This is a genomic window from Pseudoalteromonas sp. T1lg48 (genome assembly GCF_002964785.1).
Taxonomy (GTDB): Bacteria; Pseudomonadota; Gammaproteobacteria; order Enterobacterales; family Alteromonadaceae; genus Pseudoalteromonas.
The window spans coordinates 1-15733 of record NZ_PQCC01000002.1 but is presented as its reverse complement, the minus strand read 5'-3'; the positions used below and the strand labels follow the sequence as shown (position 1 = coordinate 15733).

The 15733-nt window shown below is 50.7% G+C and carries 13 protein-coding genes; 9 read left to right on the top strand and 4 right to left on the bottom strand.

The window, feature by feature from the left end; translation table 11 throughout:
• Position 1: 1 nt before the first annotated feature.
• The 4 genes from nusB to C2M29_RS01855 are packed head-to-tail and all read left to right on the top strand — an operon-like array spanning position 2 to position 5046.
• Positions 2-412, top strand: coding sequence for a transcription antitermination factor NusB (gene nusB / locus C2M29_RS01870; protein ID WP_105188119.1), 411 nt, complete (start codon positions 2-4; stop codon positions 410-412).
• 45 nt (positions 413-457) lie between these two features.
• The gene (gene thiL, locus C2M29_RS01865) at positions 458-1435 is read left to right on the top strand and encodes a thiamine-phosphate kinase (RefSeq protein ID WP_105188118.1); all 978 of its coding nucleotides are present in this window, start codon (positions 458-460) and stop codon (positions 1433-1435) included.
• A 2-nt stretch (positions 1436-1437) separates the two neighbouring features.
• A complete protein-coding gene (locus C2M29_RS01860) occupies positions 1438-1923 on the top strand; it encodes a phosphatidylglycerophosphatase A family protein (protein WP_105188609.1) in 486 nt (161 codons plus the stop codon).
• Between the two features lie 9 nt (positions 1924-1932).
• The gene (locus tag C2M29_RS01855) at positions 1933-5046 is read left to right on the top strand and encodes a diguanylate cyclase domain-containing protein (RefSeq protein WP_105188117.1); all 3114 of its coding nucleotides are present in this window, start codon (positions 1933-1935) and stop codon (positions 5044-5046) included.
• A gap of 72 nt (positions 5047-5118) precedes the next feature.
• Here C2M29_RS01855 and dxs read toward each other — a convergent pair whose 3' ends face one another.
• The 3 genes from dxs to C2M29_RS01840 form a co-directional block, all read right to left on the bottom strand.
• A complete protein-coding gene (gene dxs, locus C2M29_RS01850; protein ID WP_105188116.1) occupies positions 5119-6981 on the bottom strand; it encodes a 1-deoxy-D-xylulose-5-phosphate synthase in 1863 nt (620 codons plus the stop codon).
• Between the two features lie 68 nt (positions 6982-7049).
• Positions 7050-7937, bottom strand: coding sequence for a (2E,6E)-farnesyl diphosphate synthase (gene ispA, locus C2M29_RS01845; RefSeq protein ID WP_105188115.1), 888 nt, complete (start codon positions 7935-7937; stop codon positions 7050-7052).
• An 8-nt stretch (positions 7938-7945) separates the two neighbouring features.
• On the bottom strand, positions 7946-8185 hold the full coding sequence (locus C2M29_RS01840) for an exodeoxyribonuclease VII small subunit (protein ID WP_105188114.1): 240 nt from the start codon (positions 8183-8185) through the stop codon (positions 7946-7948).
• Positions 8186-8584: 399 nt separating this feature from the next.
• Between C2M29_RS01840 and pomA the strand changes: the two genes are divergently transcribed.
• The 4 genes from pomA to C2M29_RS01820 all read left to right on the top strand — a co-directional run bounded on the left by pomA (position 8585) and on the right by C2M29_RS01820 (position 13011).
• Positions 8585-9346, top strand: a complete 762-nt coding sequence (pomA, locus tag C2M29_RS01835; RefSeq protein ID WP_105188113.1) for a flagellar motor protein PomA — start codon at positions 8585-8587, stop codon at positions 9344-9346.
• Between the two features lie 13 nt (positions 9347-9359).
• Complete coding sequence (locus C2M29_RS01830; protein ID WP_105188112.1) at positions 9360-10286, top strand: flagellar motor protein MotB; 927 nt, start codon at positions 9360-9362, stop codon at positions 10284-10286.
• A gap of 248 nt (positions 10287-10534) precedes the next feature.
• Positions 10535-11023: a hypothetical protein gene (locus C2M29_RS01825; RefSeq protein WP_105188111.1), complete on the top strand. Its 489-nt coding sequence runs from the start codon at positions 10535-10537 to the stop codon at positions 11021-11023.
• A 65-nt stretch (positions 11024-11088) separates the two neighbouring features.
• Positions 11089-13011 carry a DNA topoisomerase III gene (locus tag C2M29_RS01820; RefSeq protein ID WP_105188608.1) on the top strand — a complete coding sequence of 641 codons (1923 nt, stop codon included), beginning with the start codon at positions 11089-11091 and terminating at the stop codon, positions 13009-13011.
• Here the strand turns inward: C2M29_RS01820 and C2M29_RS01815 are convergent.
• On the bottom strand, positions 13008-14327 hold the full coding sequence (locus C2M29_RS01815) for a M20 metallopeptidase family protein (RefSeq protein WP_442792528.1): 1320 nt from the start codon (positions 14325-14327) through the stop codon (positions 13008-13010). The two genes, C2M29_RS01820 and C2M29_RS01815, sit on opposite strands and share 4 nt — an antisense overlap.
• A 75-nt stretch (positions 14328-14402) precedes the next feature.
• On the opposite strand from C2M29_RS01815, the gene C2M29_RS01810 reads away from it, so the two are divergent.
• On the top strand, positions 14403-15260 hold the full coding sequence (locus tag C2M29_RS01810; RefSeq protein WP_105188110.1) for a tetratricopeptide repeat protein: 858 nt from the start codon (positions 14403-14405) through the stop codon (positions 15258-15260).
• Positions 15261-15733 lie beyond the last annotated feature (473 nt).

Below are 15733 nucleotides of genomic sequence, written 5' to 3'. Positions count from 1 at the left end.
AGTGAAACCAGCAGCTAGACGCAAAGCGCGCGTATTGGCCCTCCAGGCCGTTTACTCTTGGCAAATGAGTGGTAATGCCATTGCCGACATCGAACAGAATATGTTGATTGAGAACGACGTATCTAAGGTCGATGTGGAGTATTTTAAAGATCTCGCACGTGGCGTGGCCGTTAACTTTAAACAGTTGGACACCATTTTAGCTCCGCACCTAACGCGTCCATACGAAGACATTGATATGGTAGAGAAAGCCATTCTACGTCTAAGCGCTTACGAGTTAAAATTCCGTGAAGACGTACCTTATAAAGTGGCGATTAACGAAGGCATTGAGTTGGCAAAAACATTTGGTGCCGATGACAGCCATAAATTCGTTAATGGCGTGCTTGATAAGGCGGTCAAGGAACTGCGTAGTTAAGTACCTGACAACAAGGAGAGCCGGCCCAGGCCGGCTTTTTTGTGTATGCAAGAATTTGAATTAATTAATCGCTACTTCAAAGGCCGTGGCATCACTCGTCGCGACGTCAATTTGGGGATAGGGGATGATTGCGCTATCGTCACCGTACCGGAGAACAGCCAATTAGCGGTGACCACAGACACCATGGTTTGTGGCGTGCACTTCTTTGAGGACATTCCTCCACGGGCTTTAGGACATCGCGCCATCGCCGTGAACCTCAGCGACTTGGCCGCCATGGGCGCCGAGCCGGCTTGGGTCTCGGTGGCTTTAACCTTGCCTCATGCCGATATGCAATGGCTGGAAGAGTTTACCGCGGGCATGCATGAAATCGCCGAGTATTTCAACGTGCAGATAATAGGTGGCGATACCACCCAAGGGCCACTTACGGTGACCGTCTGCGCCAAGGGTACGGTTCCTAAAGGTAAGGCCATTACTCGTAGCGGTGCCAAACCGGGTGACTGGATTTATGTCACCGGTCCGCTCGGAGATGCTGGGCTGGCGGTGGAAGCGCGTAAGCAACACCTCGACATCGACCCGGAGTGGTTGAAAAAATTAACTCACAAGCTTGAATACCCAACGCCGCGCGTTGCCGCGGGGCAGGTATTGCGCGGTTATGCCAGTGCCGCCATTGATATCTCCGATGGTTTGCTGGCGGACTTAAAACACATCCTCGAGATGTCACAAGTCAGCGCCACCATACAGGCCGATAAGATCCCAACCACGGAAGCGTTCCGACAAAGTATCGAAGGCGAGGCCAAGTGGCCTTATCTATTGGCTTACGGCGACGATTATGAACTTCTGTATACGGTACCGGAAAACCACAAGGCGATGCTTGATAACAAGCTCAATCAATATGGTATCGATGCCGTGTGCATCGGTCAGATCCGCGGTGGTGAAGGGAAAATCGAAGTCTTTGATGGCGAGCACAAGCTCGATATCAGCGCCATGGGATTTGAACACTTTGCCGAGGAAGACGCATGTTAAGCATGGCCAGTAACACCTATAATCTGCGCCGCGGTCACCAGTTCTTTGGTCTTGGCTTTGGTCTTGGTTTAAGCCCCAAGGCGCCGGGCACGGTAGGCACCTTTGCCGCCCTGCCGTTTATATTTATGACCATGAACTTTCCGCTGTGGCTACAGCTGGTCTTTGCCGTTGTCATTTCTGTGCTGGGTATATGGGCCTGTGGTAAAACAGCCGATGACTTGGGTGTACACGATCACCCGGCGATCGTTTGGGATGAAGTGGCCGGTTTTTATATCACCATGATAGGCGCGGCGCTGAATTGGCAAACCCTGGTGGTTGGCTTTTTATTGTTCCGCTTCTTTGATATTGCCAAGCCTGGCCCTATTCGCATGCTGGATAAGCGCTTGCATGGCGGATTGGGGATCATGGCCGATGATATTTTGGCTGGGATCTGCTCTCTCATTTGCCTACAGGCGTTAATTAAAGTAGGTTATTTGCCTGGACTATAAGTTTTGAACATGGGTGTGACATTGCTGCGGTTTTTACAGTCACTTTTGCTGCTGGCGGCGACGCTGATCACGTCAACGGCGTCGGCATCGATTACCGATTATGTCGTTAAACAGTGGAATACCCGTAATGGTTTGCCGTCGCAATCCTTAAAGAGTGTGACCCAGGATAACCAGGGTTATATCTGGGTCGGCACCCAATTCGGTCTCAGTCGCTTTGATGGCGATCATTTCACCAACTTTAACGAACAAAACAGTAACTTTTTAAACAGCAATGCCATTAACAAGCTGCTGATAGATAAAGAAGGTTTGCTGTGGATCGGCACCAAAAAAGGGGTCTCGGTCCTGGATCCGGATTCCATGAACTACTTTCAGTTTGGTATCAGCGGTCCGGTGCGCGACATATTGCAGGACGACAAGGGCAATATTTGGGTCGCCGCCAATGAATTGTTTTATATTGAACGTAACCAAATTGCCTTTCACCTTGATGAAGAGCAGCGCCGCCGCAGCGGCCGTATGCAAAGCCGCTTAACCGCCATCAATCAGATTTCGGTGAGCAAGATGGCGCTGGCGCCGCAAGGGGTCTGGCTGGTCAGTGAAAACTACCTGTTACGTTTAACCAATATGTCGTCCTCGTCATCTCGACTGCGCTTAAAAATCACCGCCCGGGTGACCTTGCCCGAGCGCCTGGCACAAACCATTATTCATGATATGGCCTGGCTTGAAGGCACCCTTTATCTGGCGTCCGAGCTCGGTGCTTACTTCCTCGATATCGATGACGAATTACGTCCTTTTGCTTTGCCAAACGCCAGTAACGCAGCCGTTTATAAGTTTATGAGCGACTCCGATGGGGCGCTTTGGATCTCCACCTATGGCCGACTTTTGTATCGGGATAACTCCAAAGAGTGGCAGTGGGTTGAGCCGGCGGCGTTGGATCAGAGTATCTGGTTCTCCGATATTTACCGCGACGATCAAAACAATATTTGGCTCGCCAGTTTCAGTGAAGGCCTGTGGTTAGCTCATGCCGGAAGGGTAGAGCGTCACAATGCACTGTCAAGCATGACCGAAGCGGTGATGGCGCTGACGCTCTCTCCCAAGGGGCAACTTTGGGTCGCCAACCGCTCCGGGGTTGGCTATTTCGATCAGGACAATAACTTCGTCAATCGCATCCCCCGCGCCAAGCTCAGACGCAGTGCCGTGCACGATTTGCACTTTGTCGGCGATCGCCTGTATATCGCCACCGACCGCGGCGTGTTGTATTTTGAAAACGAAGAACTCTTCAATATAGATGCCCGTGAGCTGCGCCTTAATCCGGTGTTCGCCATTAGCGAGGCCAGCGCCGGTGGGCTTTGGTTTGGTACCGGTCGGGGCATGTATCGCCTCGGCTACAATGGCCTGACTCCCTTTACCTATAATGCGGTACTCGACAGTAAATTTATTACCTTTGTCGTGGATAAGGGGAAGTATGGCTTGATTGGTACCAGTCAGGGCGGTTATATCTTCTCCGATAAAGGCATAGAGCGTGCCGGTGATAATACCGCCCTGGAGAGCGCTTATGTCACCAGTATCCTGGAAATAGATGGGGTGGGCACCCTGGTTGGTTCACTCAATGACGGCTTGTTCTACCGCAGTACCAAGGGGCGTTGGCATCAGCTTGATGTCTCCAACGGCTTACCTTACGGCTCCATCTTTAGTTTGCACTACGACAAAGACCTAGAAAGGGTCTGGGTCAGCACCATGAAAGGGGTGTACCGCATGCCGGTGGGCCAATTCTCCGATGAGATTGGCAACTTGCAGGTGGAGCAGGTGATCTCCTCTTACGACCGCCAATTAGACGGTAAGGCCAGCCAGTGTTGTGCCGGTTTAGGTCATGATGCGGTCGCCGATAATGGCAGCTCGATTTGGTACCCCAGCCTGCAAGGGGTGGTGGAAATTCCGAAGAGCGTGCAGTTGTTTGGCCAGGATGCATTGGCGCCTCAGGTGGAAAGCATCGCCACACCACGACGCACCTTGTTTACCGGTGCCTTGGGTAAAAACCCGGTGCTTGATACCGATGAGCGCGACCTGACCATCAGTTACACCGCCATCGATTTTTATGCGCCGGCGGAAGTGGAGTTTCGTTATCAGTTACAGGGTTTGGATAATGACTGGCGCTATGCCAACCATCGTCGCGAAGCCATTTATACCAATTTACCGCCTGGGCCCTTTACCTTTAAGCTTGAGGCCAAGCGCACCAGTAGTAGCTGGCAAGAGGCCAGCAGCGCCGAGTACGCCTTTACCGTGCCCCGTCGGTTCGATGAAACCATTTATTTCCGTTTGCTGATCGTTTCTTGCTTCTTCTTTATCTTGTATCTGCTGCTGTGGGTCTTTAGGGCGCAGGAGCGCCGTAAGCAGGCGGCGTTGGAAAGCCTGGTTGAAGAGCGCACCATAGAGCTGCGCGAAGCCAACGACAAGCTGAATCAGGTGAACTCTCAGTTAAAGCTAGTGAGCCATTCCGACGAGCTTACCGGACTGCGCAGCCGCCGTTTCTTATTTGACCAGCTGCCTAAGGATATTGAGCACTATCAGCGCAATGCGGAATCCTTGCAACAGCAGGGCCGAGCCTTGGTACTGGTTATAGTCAATATCGATAACTTCTCGCGGATCAACGATGCCTACGGGCCACTGAGCGGTGATAGTTGCCTGCAGCAAATGGCTACCTTGCTTAACTCCTGTACGCAAGGATCGGACTATGTGGCGCGCTGGAGCGGCGATGAGTTCTTATTGCTGCTTCGTGACTTTGAGCTGGATCAGGTCAATCTGTTTGCTCGAAACCTGTGTAAGTCCATAGCGAACAAGGGCTTTTTGCTCCCCAATGGGAAAAAGATTAACCTCAGCGCCTCGCTGGGCTGGTCTTGCTATCCCATGCCTTTGCTGGGCGGCCAGGTGATCGGTTGGGAGACCTCGGTAAATCTTGCCGATATCGCCTTACACCAGGTGAAAAAGCGCGGCGGTGATGGCTGTGCCCATATTGAGTTTGATGATCAGCTCGATGCCTTTGAGTTCGAGCAAAGCGAGAACCTCGACGAGCAGATAGCGACCCTGCAAAGTACCTCGTTGGCGGATATAAAGATTTGGATGCGCTAGCTAGGTTTAGCTAGTTCTAGAAAAAGACATAAAAAAAGGAGCGATATCGCTCCTTTTTCGACTTTGTATTAGTTAAGCCAACCAGGCTTTAATTTGTCGCTCTATGCCGGCGCTATCCAGGCCGAGCTCGGCATGCATTTCCTGCTGCGTTCCATGCTTGATAAAGACATCGGGCAGGCCTAAGTGCAGTACTGGCTTAAGCTGCTTGCTTTGCGCCAGGTACTCGCTCACCGCGGAGCCTGCACCACCGGCAATAACGTTGTCTTCCAGGGTCACCAGGTGCTCATGGGTTGCCGCGAGTTCATCGATAAGCGCCGTATCCAGCGGTTTAACAAAGCGCATGTCTACCAAGGTGGCATCCAGGGCTTCCGCGGCCGGCTCGGCATATTCCAGTAGGGTACCGAAAGACAGTATAGCCACGCCCTTGCCTTGACGCAGAACACGGCCTTTCCCTATTTCCAGCTGCTGCATTTGCGCATCGAATTCACCTTCGCCGGCACTGCCACGGGGGTAGCGCACCGCAGCGGGTTTATCTAGCTTATGGCCGGTATAAAGCATATTACGGCATTCATTGGCGTTGGCCGGAGCCATGATCACCATATTGGGAATGCAGCGTAAGAAGCTTAAATCATAGGTGCCCTGGTGAGTTTCACCATCGGCGCCGACCACACCGGCACGGTCGATGGCGAATAAGACCGGTAACTCTTGCAGTGCCACGTCATGGATCAGCTGATCATAGGCGCGCTGTAAGAAAGACGAATAAATCGCCACCACGGGGTTTAATTGCTCGCAGGCAAAACCGGCGGCCAGGGTCACCGCATGCTGCTCGGCAATGGCGACATCAAAATATTGCTGTGGGTACTCCTTCGAGAAGCGCACCATGCCCGAGCCTTCACGCATTGCCGGAGTGATGGCCATTAAACGGCTGTCCTCGGCGGCCATGTCGCATAGCCAGTCGCCAAAGACCTTGGAAAAGGTTGGCGCACCGGGTTTAGACTTGGGCAGCTCGCTTTCGCTGGGATCGAATTTAGGCACCGCATGATAGCCGATAGGATCGGCTTCGGCAGGCTTATAACCCTTACCTTTTTGCGTTTTTACGTGCAGTAACTGGGGTCCTTTAAGGTTGCGCATATTGCGCAGAGTGTCGACCAGCATATTAACGTCATGACCATCGATGGGGCCGATGTAGTTAAAACCTAATTCTTCAAAGAAGGTGCCGGGGATCACCATGCCCTTTAGGTGTTCTTCCATGCGACTGGCCAGCTCTTTCACCGGTGGCAGTCCGGAGAGCAATTTTTTGCCGCCTTCACGAATATTGGTGTAAAAGCTACCGGAAAGAATACGGGCGAATTGATTGTTCAAGGCGCCGACGTTTTCTGAGATAGACATCTCGTTGTCGTTGAGGATAACCAGCATATCTGACTTCACGTCTCCGGCATGGTTCATGGCTTCAAAGGCCATGCCTGCGGTGATGGCACCGTCGCCGATTACGGCCACGGTCTTGCGTCCTTTGCCTTCTTTTTGCGCGGCAATAGACATGCCCAGTGCCGCAGAAATAGAGGTACTTGAGTGACCCACACTAAAAGTGTCGTACTCGCTTTCACCTCGGTATGGGAAGGGGTGCAGGCCATCTTTTTGGCGGATGGTGTGCATTTGCTCGCGACGACCGGTGATCAATTTATGCGGGTAGGCCTGATGACCAACATCCCAAATCAAGCGGTCGAACGGCGTGTTATAGACATAATGCAACGCCACAGTCAGCTCAACCGTGCCTAAACCTGAGGCAAAGTGACCACTGCTTTGTGATACGGAGTTCAGTAGGTAATCCCGCAATTCATAGCTAAACGCGCCGAGCTTATCTTGTGCTAGGTCGCGCAGTTGTGCAGGCTTATCAACCTGATTTAAAAGGGGATACTTGCTACTATCCAAATTCATGCGTTTTATTATCCTTCACTGCGATGGCACGAGTATATCAAAACGGGCACGGCCATCTGTAGTAATTTTTAATGATCTCGGGCGATGATGTATTGCGCCAGTTGCGCCAGCATCTTGGTGTCATAGGGCAGGCTGTCGAGGGCGGCAATGGCCTCGTCATAGAGTTGCTGTAGTTTGGCTTTAGCGCCCTCTAAGCCAAGCAAGGCCGGGTAGGTTGCTTTGTTGGCGGCCACATCCGAGCCTTGTGGTTTGCCCAGGGTCTGGGTATCGCCTTCAATATCCAGAATGTCGTCTTGCACCTGGAACGCCAGGCCGATAGCCTTGCCGTATTGTTGAAGTGCTGCTTCGGTGTTGCTGTCGCCTTTGGGGGCGCACAAATAACCAAGCTCGATAGCGCAGCTCAACAGCGCTCCGGTTTTAGCATTATGTATCTGCTCAAGTTCGCTTAGGCTGATGCTTTTGCCTGTCGCGGCGATATCTAAGGCTTGGCCACCCACCATGCCGAGTAAGCCGGCGGCGCGGCTTAAGCTTTGTACCAGGCGGATTTGCGCACTGGCGTCTATGTTAAAGTCGTTAGCGCTTAGCAATTCAAAGGCGATGCTTTGCAGCGCGTCGCCGGCCAAAATAGCATGGGCTTCATCATAAGCTATGTGGCAAGTGGGCCGACCGCGACGTAATTCATCGTCGTCCATGGCTGGCAGGTCATCATGAACAAGGGAATAGCTGTGGATACACTCGATGGCCGCGGCGGCCTTATCGAGATCGTCCTTATTGGCACCGAGCATTGTGCCGACGCAATAAACCAAAAATGGGCGCAGTCGTTTACCGCCATTTTGTACGCTGTATTGGCTGGCCGAGAGGATCCGAGGTTGAGCGTCTTGCTGGCTGTGGAAATAGTTTTCTAGGGTATGAATTACGTCTTGTTGCGCTTGTGCTAAGGCTTGTTTTAATTCCACAGTGACTATTACTCTTGAGTGTCCATAGGCGTTAATTCGGCATCGAGATCATTACTCATCAGCATGCTCACCTTTTGCTGTGCATGATCCAGTTTTTGCGCCGAGGCATTGGCCAGGCTGATACCACGTTCAAACTGCTTTAAAGAATGTTCCAGGGGCATATCGCCTTGTTCCATCTCAGTGACAATTTGGCTCAGTTCGTTGATTGCGTCCTCAAAGGTGAGGTTTTCTGGTTTTTTTTGGGCCATTGCCTGCGCTCTCGTTACTGAATTACTAAGAGCGCCAATTTTAGGGGCATTCCGTGACCAGGTCAAAGGCGGTGATGATTTTCGCCCGCCCTGATGCGCAGAATTTTAAATAAAAGGGTTAAGTAATTGCGTCAGTTGCCGATAGCCTAAGAGTATTTATAATAGCGGCAAATTTTTATACCAATTGCATTGATGAAGTGAGCAGTTATAGCGACAGATAAACACTCGGGATAACAAGGCGAAAATTATGACATACAGTCGCTCTGTATGAATAATTTTTAACCTAGCTAGTCTTGTGTTTGGCTCGCTAGATTGGGCAAGACATTAATAAAATTGGTATTGAGCACCCGAGCCGAGCTCAAAGAGGTGCACAATGCAGTAACTGTGGGTGGAGGACGTGTGGATTTAGCAACCATTATTGGTATTCTCGGGGCGATAGGCTTTGTAGTCATGTCTATGGTACTCGGTGGCGATGTAAGTATGTTTTACAACACCCCGTCGGTACTGATCGTTTTTGGTGGCTCGCTGTTTATTGTTCTTGCTAATTACACCATGGGGCAGTTCTTTGCCATTGGTAAGGTGGCCGGCAAGGCCTTTATGTTTAAAATAGAGTCGCCGGATGAGCTGATTGAAAAAGCCGTAGAGCTGGCGGATTCGGCCCGTAAAGGCGGCTTCTTGGCGCTGGAAGAAGCGGATATCAGCAACAAATTTATGCGTAAGGGCATAGACATGCTGGTCGATGGTCATGATGCCGATGTGGTACGTGCCACCTTACAAAAAGACATTATGCTGACCTCGGCGCGTCATCAGCAGGGCGCCGGTTTATTTAAAGCGCTCGGCGATATCGCCCCCGCCATGGGCATGATAGGCACCCTTATCGGCCTGGTGGCCATGCTATCTAATATGGATGACCCCAAGGCCATTGGCCCGGCCATGGCGGTGGCCTTGTTAACGACCCTGTATGGTGCCTTTTTAGCGAACGTGATCGCCATTCCCATCCAGTCTAAGCTGGAGTTGCGTAAAGACGAAGAAGAGCTTAATCAGCGCCTGATCCTCGATGCGATTTTGGGAATTCAAGACGGTCAAAACCCCAAGGTGATCGAGGGCATTTTAAAGAATTACCTTGCCGAGTCTAAGCGTCAGTTAGATACCGAGGCATGAGCGAGGAATGAGTATGTCCGACGAGCAACCTTGTAAGTGTCCTCCTCCCGGGTTACCCCAGTGGATGGGGACCTTTGCCGATCTGATGTCGCTGTTGATGTGTTTCTTCGTGCTGCTGCTGGCGTTTTCGGAAATGGATGTACTGAAGTTTAAGCAGATCGCTGGGTCGATGAAGTTTGCCTTCGGGGTGCAAAATAAGCTGGAAGTGAAAGATATCCCCAAGGGCACCAGTGTGATCGCCATGGAGTTTAAGCCCGGGCGACCGGAACCTACCCCCATTGAAACCATTCAGCAGCAAACAACGGAAATGACCCAGCAAATGCTGGAGTTCCAGGCCGGTGATGAAGACTCGGCCGGTGGTCGCCAGGAGCAACGTGGCGATCAGCGTGGCGGTGAATCTTCGAGCACCGAACAGCAACAAGAACAACAGCAGGCGATTGCCACGGCGGATCAAGAAAGGGTCAACGAGCTGGTGAAGAAAATAGCCCAGCAGCTGGAGCAACAAATTATCGATGGTGCCATCGAGCTGGAATCCCTTGGTCAACAGATCATCATTCGTATTCGTGAAAATGGCTCTTTCCCATCAGGCAGCGCGTTTTTGCAGCCGCAGTTTAAGCCCATAGTGCATGACATTGCCCGCTTGCTCAAAGATGTGCCCGGGGAGATCACCGTTTCCGGTCACACCGATGATTTTCAGGTCGCCAATGAGCTTTATACCAATAACTGGGATCTCAGTGCCAAGAGAGCGGTAGCCGTTGCCAGTGAGATGCAAAAGGTAGAGGGTTTCGATAAAAACCGCATGGTGGTGGTCGGTCATGCCGATACCCGGCCTCTGGTGCCCAATGAAACCGACGAAGACCGTAAGCGTAACCGTCGCGTAGAAATATCCATTATGCAGGGTAAGGCGAAAGAGTCGGAGCCGATAGAAGTAGTACAGTAAGTATTGGCACTTGTTGAAAAAATTCGTTATTTTATGCCTAGTTTACGAATTAGAAACAAACAATAGGAGAAGGAATGGCTATTTTAAACAAGTTTGCTTATATGCCGGGTAATGGCGGTGGCTCTGATGACAAAACCGACCACGAAGACGATCAGGGTCAGGATCAAGAACATAAGCAGCCTCAGGGCTAACAAAGGCGTACCTACGGTGTACCTAAGGTTTACCTAAGGTTTACCTAAGGCCTACCTATGCCAGATTGGTTCGAAGACTTTCTTCTGCTTCTCAATAACAGTTCGGCGGCACTGATAGTGCCGGCGATCATTGTTCTTGCCATTATTAAAGATGCCAAAGGCATCCGCTTTGCGCTGCTGACCGCCGGCTTTTTCTTATACGGCGCGCTGATCCACGAATGGATATTCTCCTGGGATACGCAAAAGTTCTGGCGCTATGTTATTTGGGCAGGTAATGACATCACCTGGATGGCCATCATTGCATATTGGGGCGTACGCGGTAAGGTCCACCTGTGGCAAAGCATCATGGGCCAGCTGATTGTTGTTGCGGTGCCTTTTTTGCAAATGTGGCGCTTAGCCGACCGACACCTATGGGATTTAAGTTACAACAGTGCTTACCTGTTCAAAACGATTATCCCCATCATCAATATCGCCACCATAGTGCTTTGCTATTTACCCATTGTTTATTGGTTAAAAGCTCGCGCTAAGCCCACCGCCGCCAATTAAGCTTTCTTCAGCAAGGGTTTTGCACTACACTGTTTCTTACTGTATGGATGAACAGTTATTTTGCTATGAAGCTTTATATCGCTGAAAAACCTTCCCTGGGGCGTGCCATCGCCGCCGCCTTGCCTAAACCTCATAACAAAAAAGACGGTTATATAGAGCTGGGCAACGGCGATTGTGTTACCTGGTGCATCGGCCATTTGTTAGAGCAAGCAGAGCCTGATGATTATGATGAGGCCTATAAAAAGTGGCAAATACAGCACCTGCCCATAGTGCCACAGCAATGGCAACTCAAAGCCAAGACTAAAACCCGCAAGCAACTTACCTTGGTCAAAAAGCTGATCAAGCAAGCATCTGTGATTGTGCATGCCGGCGACCCCGACAGGGAAGGGCAGCTGTTGGTCGATGAAGTGATTTCCCAGGCTAAATTGAGCGCGGCCCAAAAGCAAAGCATCCAGCGATTACTGATCAGCGACTTAAACTTACCGGCGGTGAAAAAAGCGCTGGGGCAATTACGTGCCAACGCGGAATTTATTCCACTCAGCGTCTCGGCCTTGGCGCGCTCGCGTGCCGATTGGCTGTTTGGCATGAACCTCACCCGTGCCTATACCCTGGCGGGTCAAAAAGGCGGCTATAAGGGCGTGCTCTCCGTCGGCCGGGTGCAAACGCCGATCCTTGGCTTGGTTGTAGCGCGGGATAAGGAAATCAAGGAGTTTGTCAGCAAGCCTTTCTATGAGGTTGAGGCTCTGATGCGCACCCAAGAGCGACAGGGGTTTGCATTAAAGTGGCAGCCCAGCGAAGCCTGTCGGCCTTATCAGGATGAGCAAGGTCGGGTGTTAGTTCAAGCCCTGGCCGACAACGTTATCTCTCGTATCAAGGGTCAGCAAGGTGTGATCTCCCAGGTAAAAAGGGCAGAAAAACAAGAGCAGGCGCCCTTGCCTTATAACCTGTCGGCATTGCAAATCGATGCCGCCAAGCGCTTCGGGTTACCAGCCAAAGCGGTACTTGATACTTGCCAAAGTCTTTATGAAAAGCATACCTTGATCACTTATCCACGCTCGGATAATAGGTATCTGCCTAAGGATCATTTCCAGCAAGCGCCTAAAATCATCGAAAGTGTGATTGCCAACGGCGTGTTTTCCAAAGAGCAGCTTGCTACCGCGGATCCCACAAAAAAAGCACGTTGCTTTAACGATGCCAAGGTTGCCGCCCACCATGCCATAGTGCCGACCAATAAAAAGACGTCGGCGCAGCTCACAGAGACGGAGCGCCGCGTGTACGAGCTGATCTGTCGCCAGTACGTGATGCAATTTATGCCCGCCTACCGTTACCATCAAACCGATGTGGAAGCAGAGATAGCCGGCGGCAAGTTCAGCACCAAGGCCAAAGAAGAAATAGCGCGCGGCTTTAAGGTGTTGTTGCCTAATAAAGAAGAAAAAGAAGCGCCTAGCTTACCGCCTTTAAGCCTGGGTCAGCAGGTACTGTGCGAGGATGCGCGGCGTTTAGATAAAAACACCACACCACCGGCGCATTTTACCGATGCCACCTTGCTTGCAGCGATGACCGCTATTTCCCGTTATGTGAAAGACCCGGATATCCGTAAGGTGCTGCGGGAAACCGATGGCCTGGGTACAGAGGCGACCCGCGCCAGCATTATCGAGTTATTGTTTACCCGCGGCTTCCTTGCTCGCAGTGGCAAGACCATTGTTGCCACAGAAACGGGTGTGGCGCTGCTCAATGCCTTGCCTGACACCCTTTCAACACCGGACATGACCGCTCATTGGGAAATGGCCTTGGCAAAAATTGCAGAGAAACAGCTTAAGTACGATGATTTTATGCAGCCCTTGGTTGGGCAACTAGGGGCATTAATAGAAGAAGCAAAAAACTGTGACAGTCGTCAGTTTTCACATATCAAGAGTCAGGTAAAAAGGAAGTTTAAGGGCGCGAGAAGAAAGAGCCCGCGCCCGAAAAGCAGTAAAGCTCAGGCTTAATTTCCATTAAACAAGGCCAATGCTGCATTACTCATGGCGTTGACCCCTGTTGGAATCGCCTTTTGGTAATCCGGAGCAAACTTACTCGAATGCAATGACGGCAACTGGGTATTGTTTTTCATTGCCTTCTTATAAGTATCCGGGTTTACACCACCTAGCCAGAATAGGGTAATAGGCAGCTTGTCTTCGGTACGGCCATATAAACCAAAGTCTTCACCGGCCATGACTGGCTCGGTCAACTCAACATTATCGGCGCCAATGGCCGCTTTAATGGCCTGGGTGACGCGAGCGGTTTGCTCCGGGTTATTGTAGGTCGAGGGAATAGACTCGGCCTCATGAACCACCACTTCAGGGTAAAGTGATTCTTCAAGCCCGGCACTGGCGGCAATACCCGCGGTAATGCGCTTAATCGCCGCAATCTGTTGTTCGCGTACCGCCGGGTTATAGCTGCGTAATGTCAGCTGGAGTTTGACCTCGTTGGAAATAACATTGTGTTTACTACCACCGTGAATTGAACCTACGGTGACTACCGAAGGCTCAAGAGGAGAGAGCTCGCGGCTGGTGATCGTTTGTAAGGCCAGCACGATACGAGAAGCGAGCACCACAGGGTCGATAGTGGTATGCGGGTAAGCACCGTGGCCGCCTTTGCCTTTGACATGAATATCAACGGAGTCGACGCTGGCCATGGTGTATTCGGGCTTTAATGCAACTTTACCCGCGGGGACGCTGGCACTGACATGCAGGGCTAAAATATGATCCGGCTTGGCAAATTGGCTAAAGAGTCCTTCGTTTAACATGGCTTTGGCGCCGGCACCGACCTCCTCAGCGGGTTGAGCCACCATCATTAGGGTGCCTTGCCATTGGTCTTTGTGGGCGACCAGGTGCTCGGCGGTGCCAATAAAGCTGGTCATGTGAATATCGTGACCACAGCCGTGCATCACGCCGACCTGAGTGCCGTCTTCATTTAGTACCTTCACCTTAGAAGCATAGGAAACACCGGTTTGTTCGGTAATGGGTAAACCGTCGGTGTCGGTGCGGATCATAATAGTAGGGCCATCACCATTTTTCAGCAGTCCAACCACGCCATACCCACCCACCTCAGAGGTGACCTCAAAGCCAAGGCGCTTTAATTGACTCGCTATTTTTTCACCGGTTTTTTGTTCTTGTAAGGATAGCTCCGGGGATTGGTGTAAGTCCAAATAGAGCTTTTCCAGCTCGGGCAAGCGTTCGTTAACCTTAATAGCGGCGCCGGCGGGCAATGCCGTGGTTAATAATAACGCCGTGCTCGCTATTGTCATATTTTGCAGAAAACCCATAATATTCCTTACACTTGTAATTGTGATCTTTGACTCCATATCAAAGCCTAATTCTAAATAGATGGCAACTTAACCATGACGAATCAAATTCAACTTACTGCTGAAAATATTCAGCAGGTTTTAGGACAAACTTCCGAAGACAATATCGTTGCCTTGAGCTTCTACTCGGCGCAAAGCCATGAATGCCAAGAGCAGGCACGTATTCTCGATGGTTTAGCGCAGCAATATCAGCAGCATCTTATCGTTGCTACCCTGGACTGTGACCTTCAGCAAGCCTTGGCCAGTCAGTTGGCACAGCAAATTGGTCTGCAGGCATTACCTACCCTAGTGCTATTAAAAGGTGGGGCCCCGGTAGACATGTTGCCGGGCGCGCAAAGCGAGCAACAAATAAAAGAAGCATTGCAAAAGCATCTGCCACAGCCGGAAGATGCTTTATTACAGCAGGCCAAAGCGGCGTTAGCAGCAGACAACCTGAATGATGCCTTTAAATATGCCAAGCAAGCCTATGAAATAGATCCTCAGAATGCCCGAATCAAACTGGTACTAACCGATATCTGTATTCAAATACATAAGTTAGAGGATGCAAAAGCTTTACTTGATACCATAGCGCTGGCGGAGCAGGATGCCTACTACAACAATATCAAAGCAAAACTAGAGCAAGCAGAGCAGGCACAAGACTCTCCTGAGATCCGCACATTGCAGCAGGAAATTGAGCAGCAAGGCGATAATTTAGAGCTTAAGGTGAAACTGGCGGTGGCTTTTAATGATGCCGGCCGTAAAGCAGAAGCGCTCGAAACTTTATTTTTAGTGCTAAAGAAAGATCTTAACTTTGCCGATGCGAAGAAGTTCTACCTTGATATTATCGCCAGCCTACCAGAGGGGGATGCCTTGGCGGCGGCGTCGCGCAGAAAACTATATAGCATTCTTTACTAGGGCTATTTTTGAGTACCTACATATATAGGTATAGATATGACTACGGCGAGCTTAGACTCGCCGTTATTATTTTTAGATTCCTACCTTGATCTTTACCGCAGTTGTTCAATACTTAGTAGTCCTGCCACGGAAGAATCATAACAAGGCCAGAATTTGGCTACTTAACATCCGGTTTTGGGTGCTTATTAATCAATTGATACGCAAAAGGCTATTTTTCGCAATTTTCTTCAAAAAAGGGGTTGCGTCGAAATCGTTTCTCCCTATAATGCGCATCCACCGACACGGCGGACAGCAACGAATAGCGCTGAACGAGGTGAAGGTTGAGTCAAGTAAAACTGAGTTTTAAGAAACTTTAAACTTTCTCAAAATTAAGTGTTGACAACAAATCAGGGTTGAGTAGAATGCGCAGCCCTCGAGACGCGAAAGCAACTCGAAACGTTCTTTAAAAATATGCAGCAGTCATCTGTGTGGGC

What these genes read in the sequence shown, in the direction of transcription:
- C2M29_RS01810 (WP_105188110.1), top strand. Translation starts at nt 14,403, where the DNA reads ATGACGAATCAAATTCAACTTACTGCTGAAAATATTCAGCAGGTTTTA.
- C2M29_RS01860 (WP_105188609.1), top strand. Translation starts at nt 1,438, where the DNA reads ATGGCCAGTAACACCTATAATCTGCGCCGCGGTCACCAGTTCTTTGGT.
- C2M29_RS01825 (WP_105188111.1), top strand. Translation starts at nt 10,535, where the DNA reads ATGCCAGATTGGTTCGAAGACTTTCTTCTGCTTCTCAATAACAGTTCG.
- dxs (WP_105188116.1), bottom strand. Translation starts at nt 6,981, where the DNA reads ATGAATTTGGATAGTAGCAAGTATCCCCTTTTAAATCAGGTTGATAAG.
- thiL (WP_105188118.1), top strand. Translation starts at nt 458, where the DNA reads ATGCAAGAATTTGAATTAATTAATCGCTACTTCAAAGGCCGTGGCATC.
- C2M29_RS01855 (WP_105188117.1), top strand. Translation starts at nt 1,933, where the DNA reads ATGGGTGTGACATTGCTGCGGTTTTTACAGTCACTTTTGCTGCTGGCG.
- C2M29_RS01820 (WP_105188608.1), top strand. Translation starts at nt 11,089, where the DNA reads ATGAAGCTTTATATCGCTGAAAAACCTTCCCTGGGGCGTGCCATCGCC.
- C2M29_RS01815 (WP_442792528.1), bottom strand. Translation starts at nt 14,327, where the DNA reads ATGGGTTTTCTGCAAAATATGACAATAGCGAGCACGGCGTTATTATTA.
- C2M29_RS01830 (WP_105188112.1), top strand. Translation starts at nt 9,360, where the DNA reads ATGTCCGACGAGCAACCTTGTAAGTGTCCTCCTCCCGGGTTACCCCAG.
- C2M29_RS01840 (WP_105188114.1), bottom strand. Translation starts at nt 8,185, where the DNA reads ATGGCCCAAAAAAAACCAGAAAACCTCACCTTTGAGGACGCAATCAAC.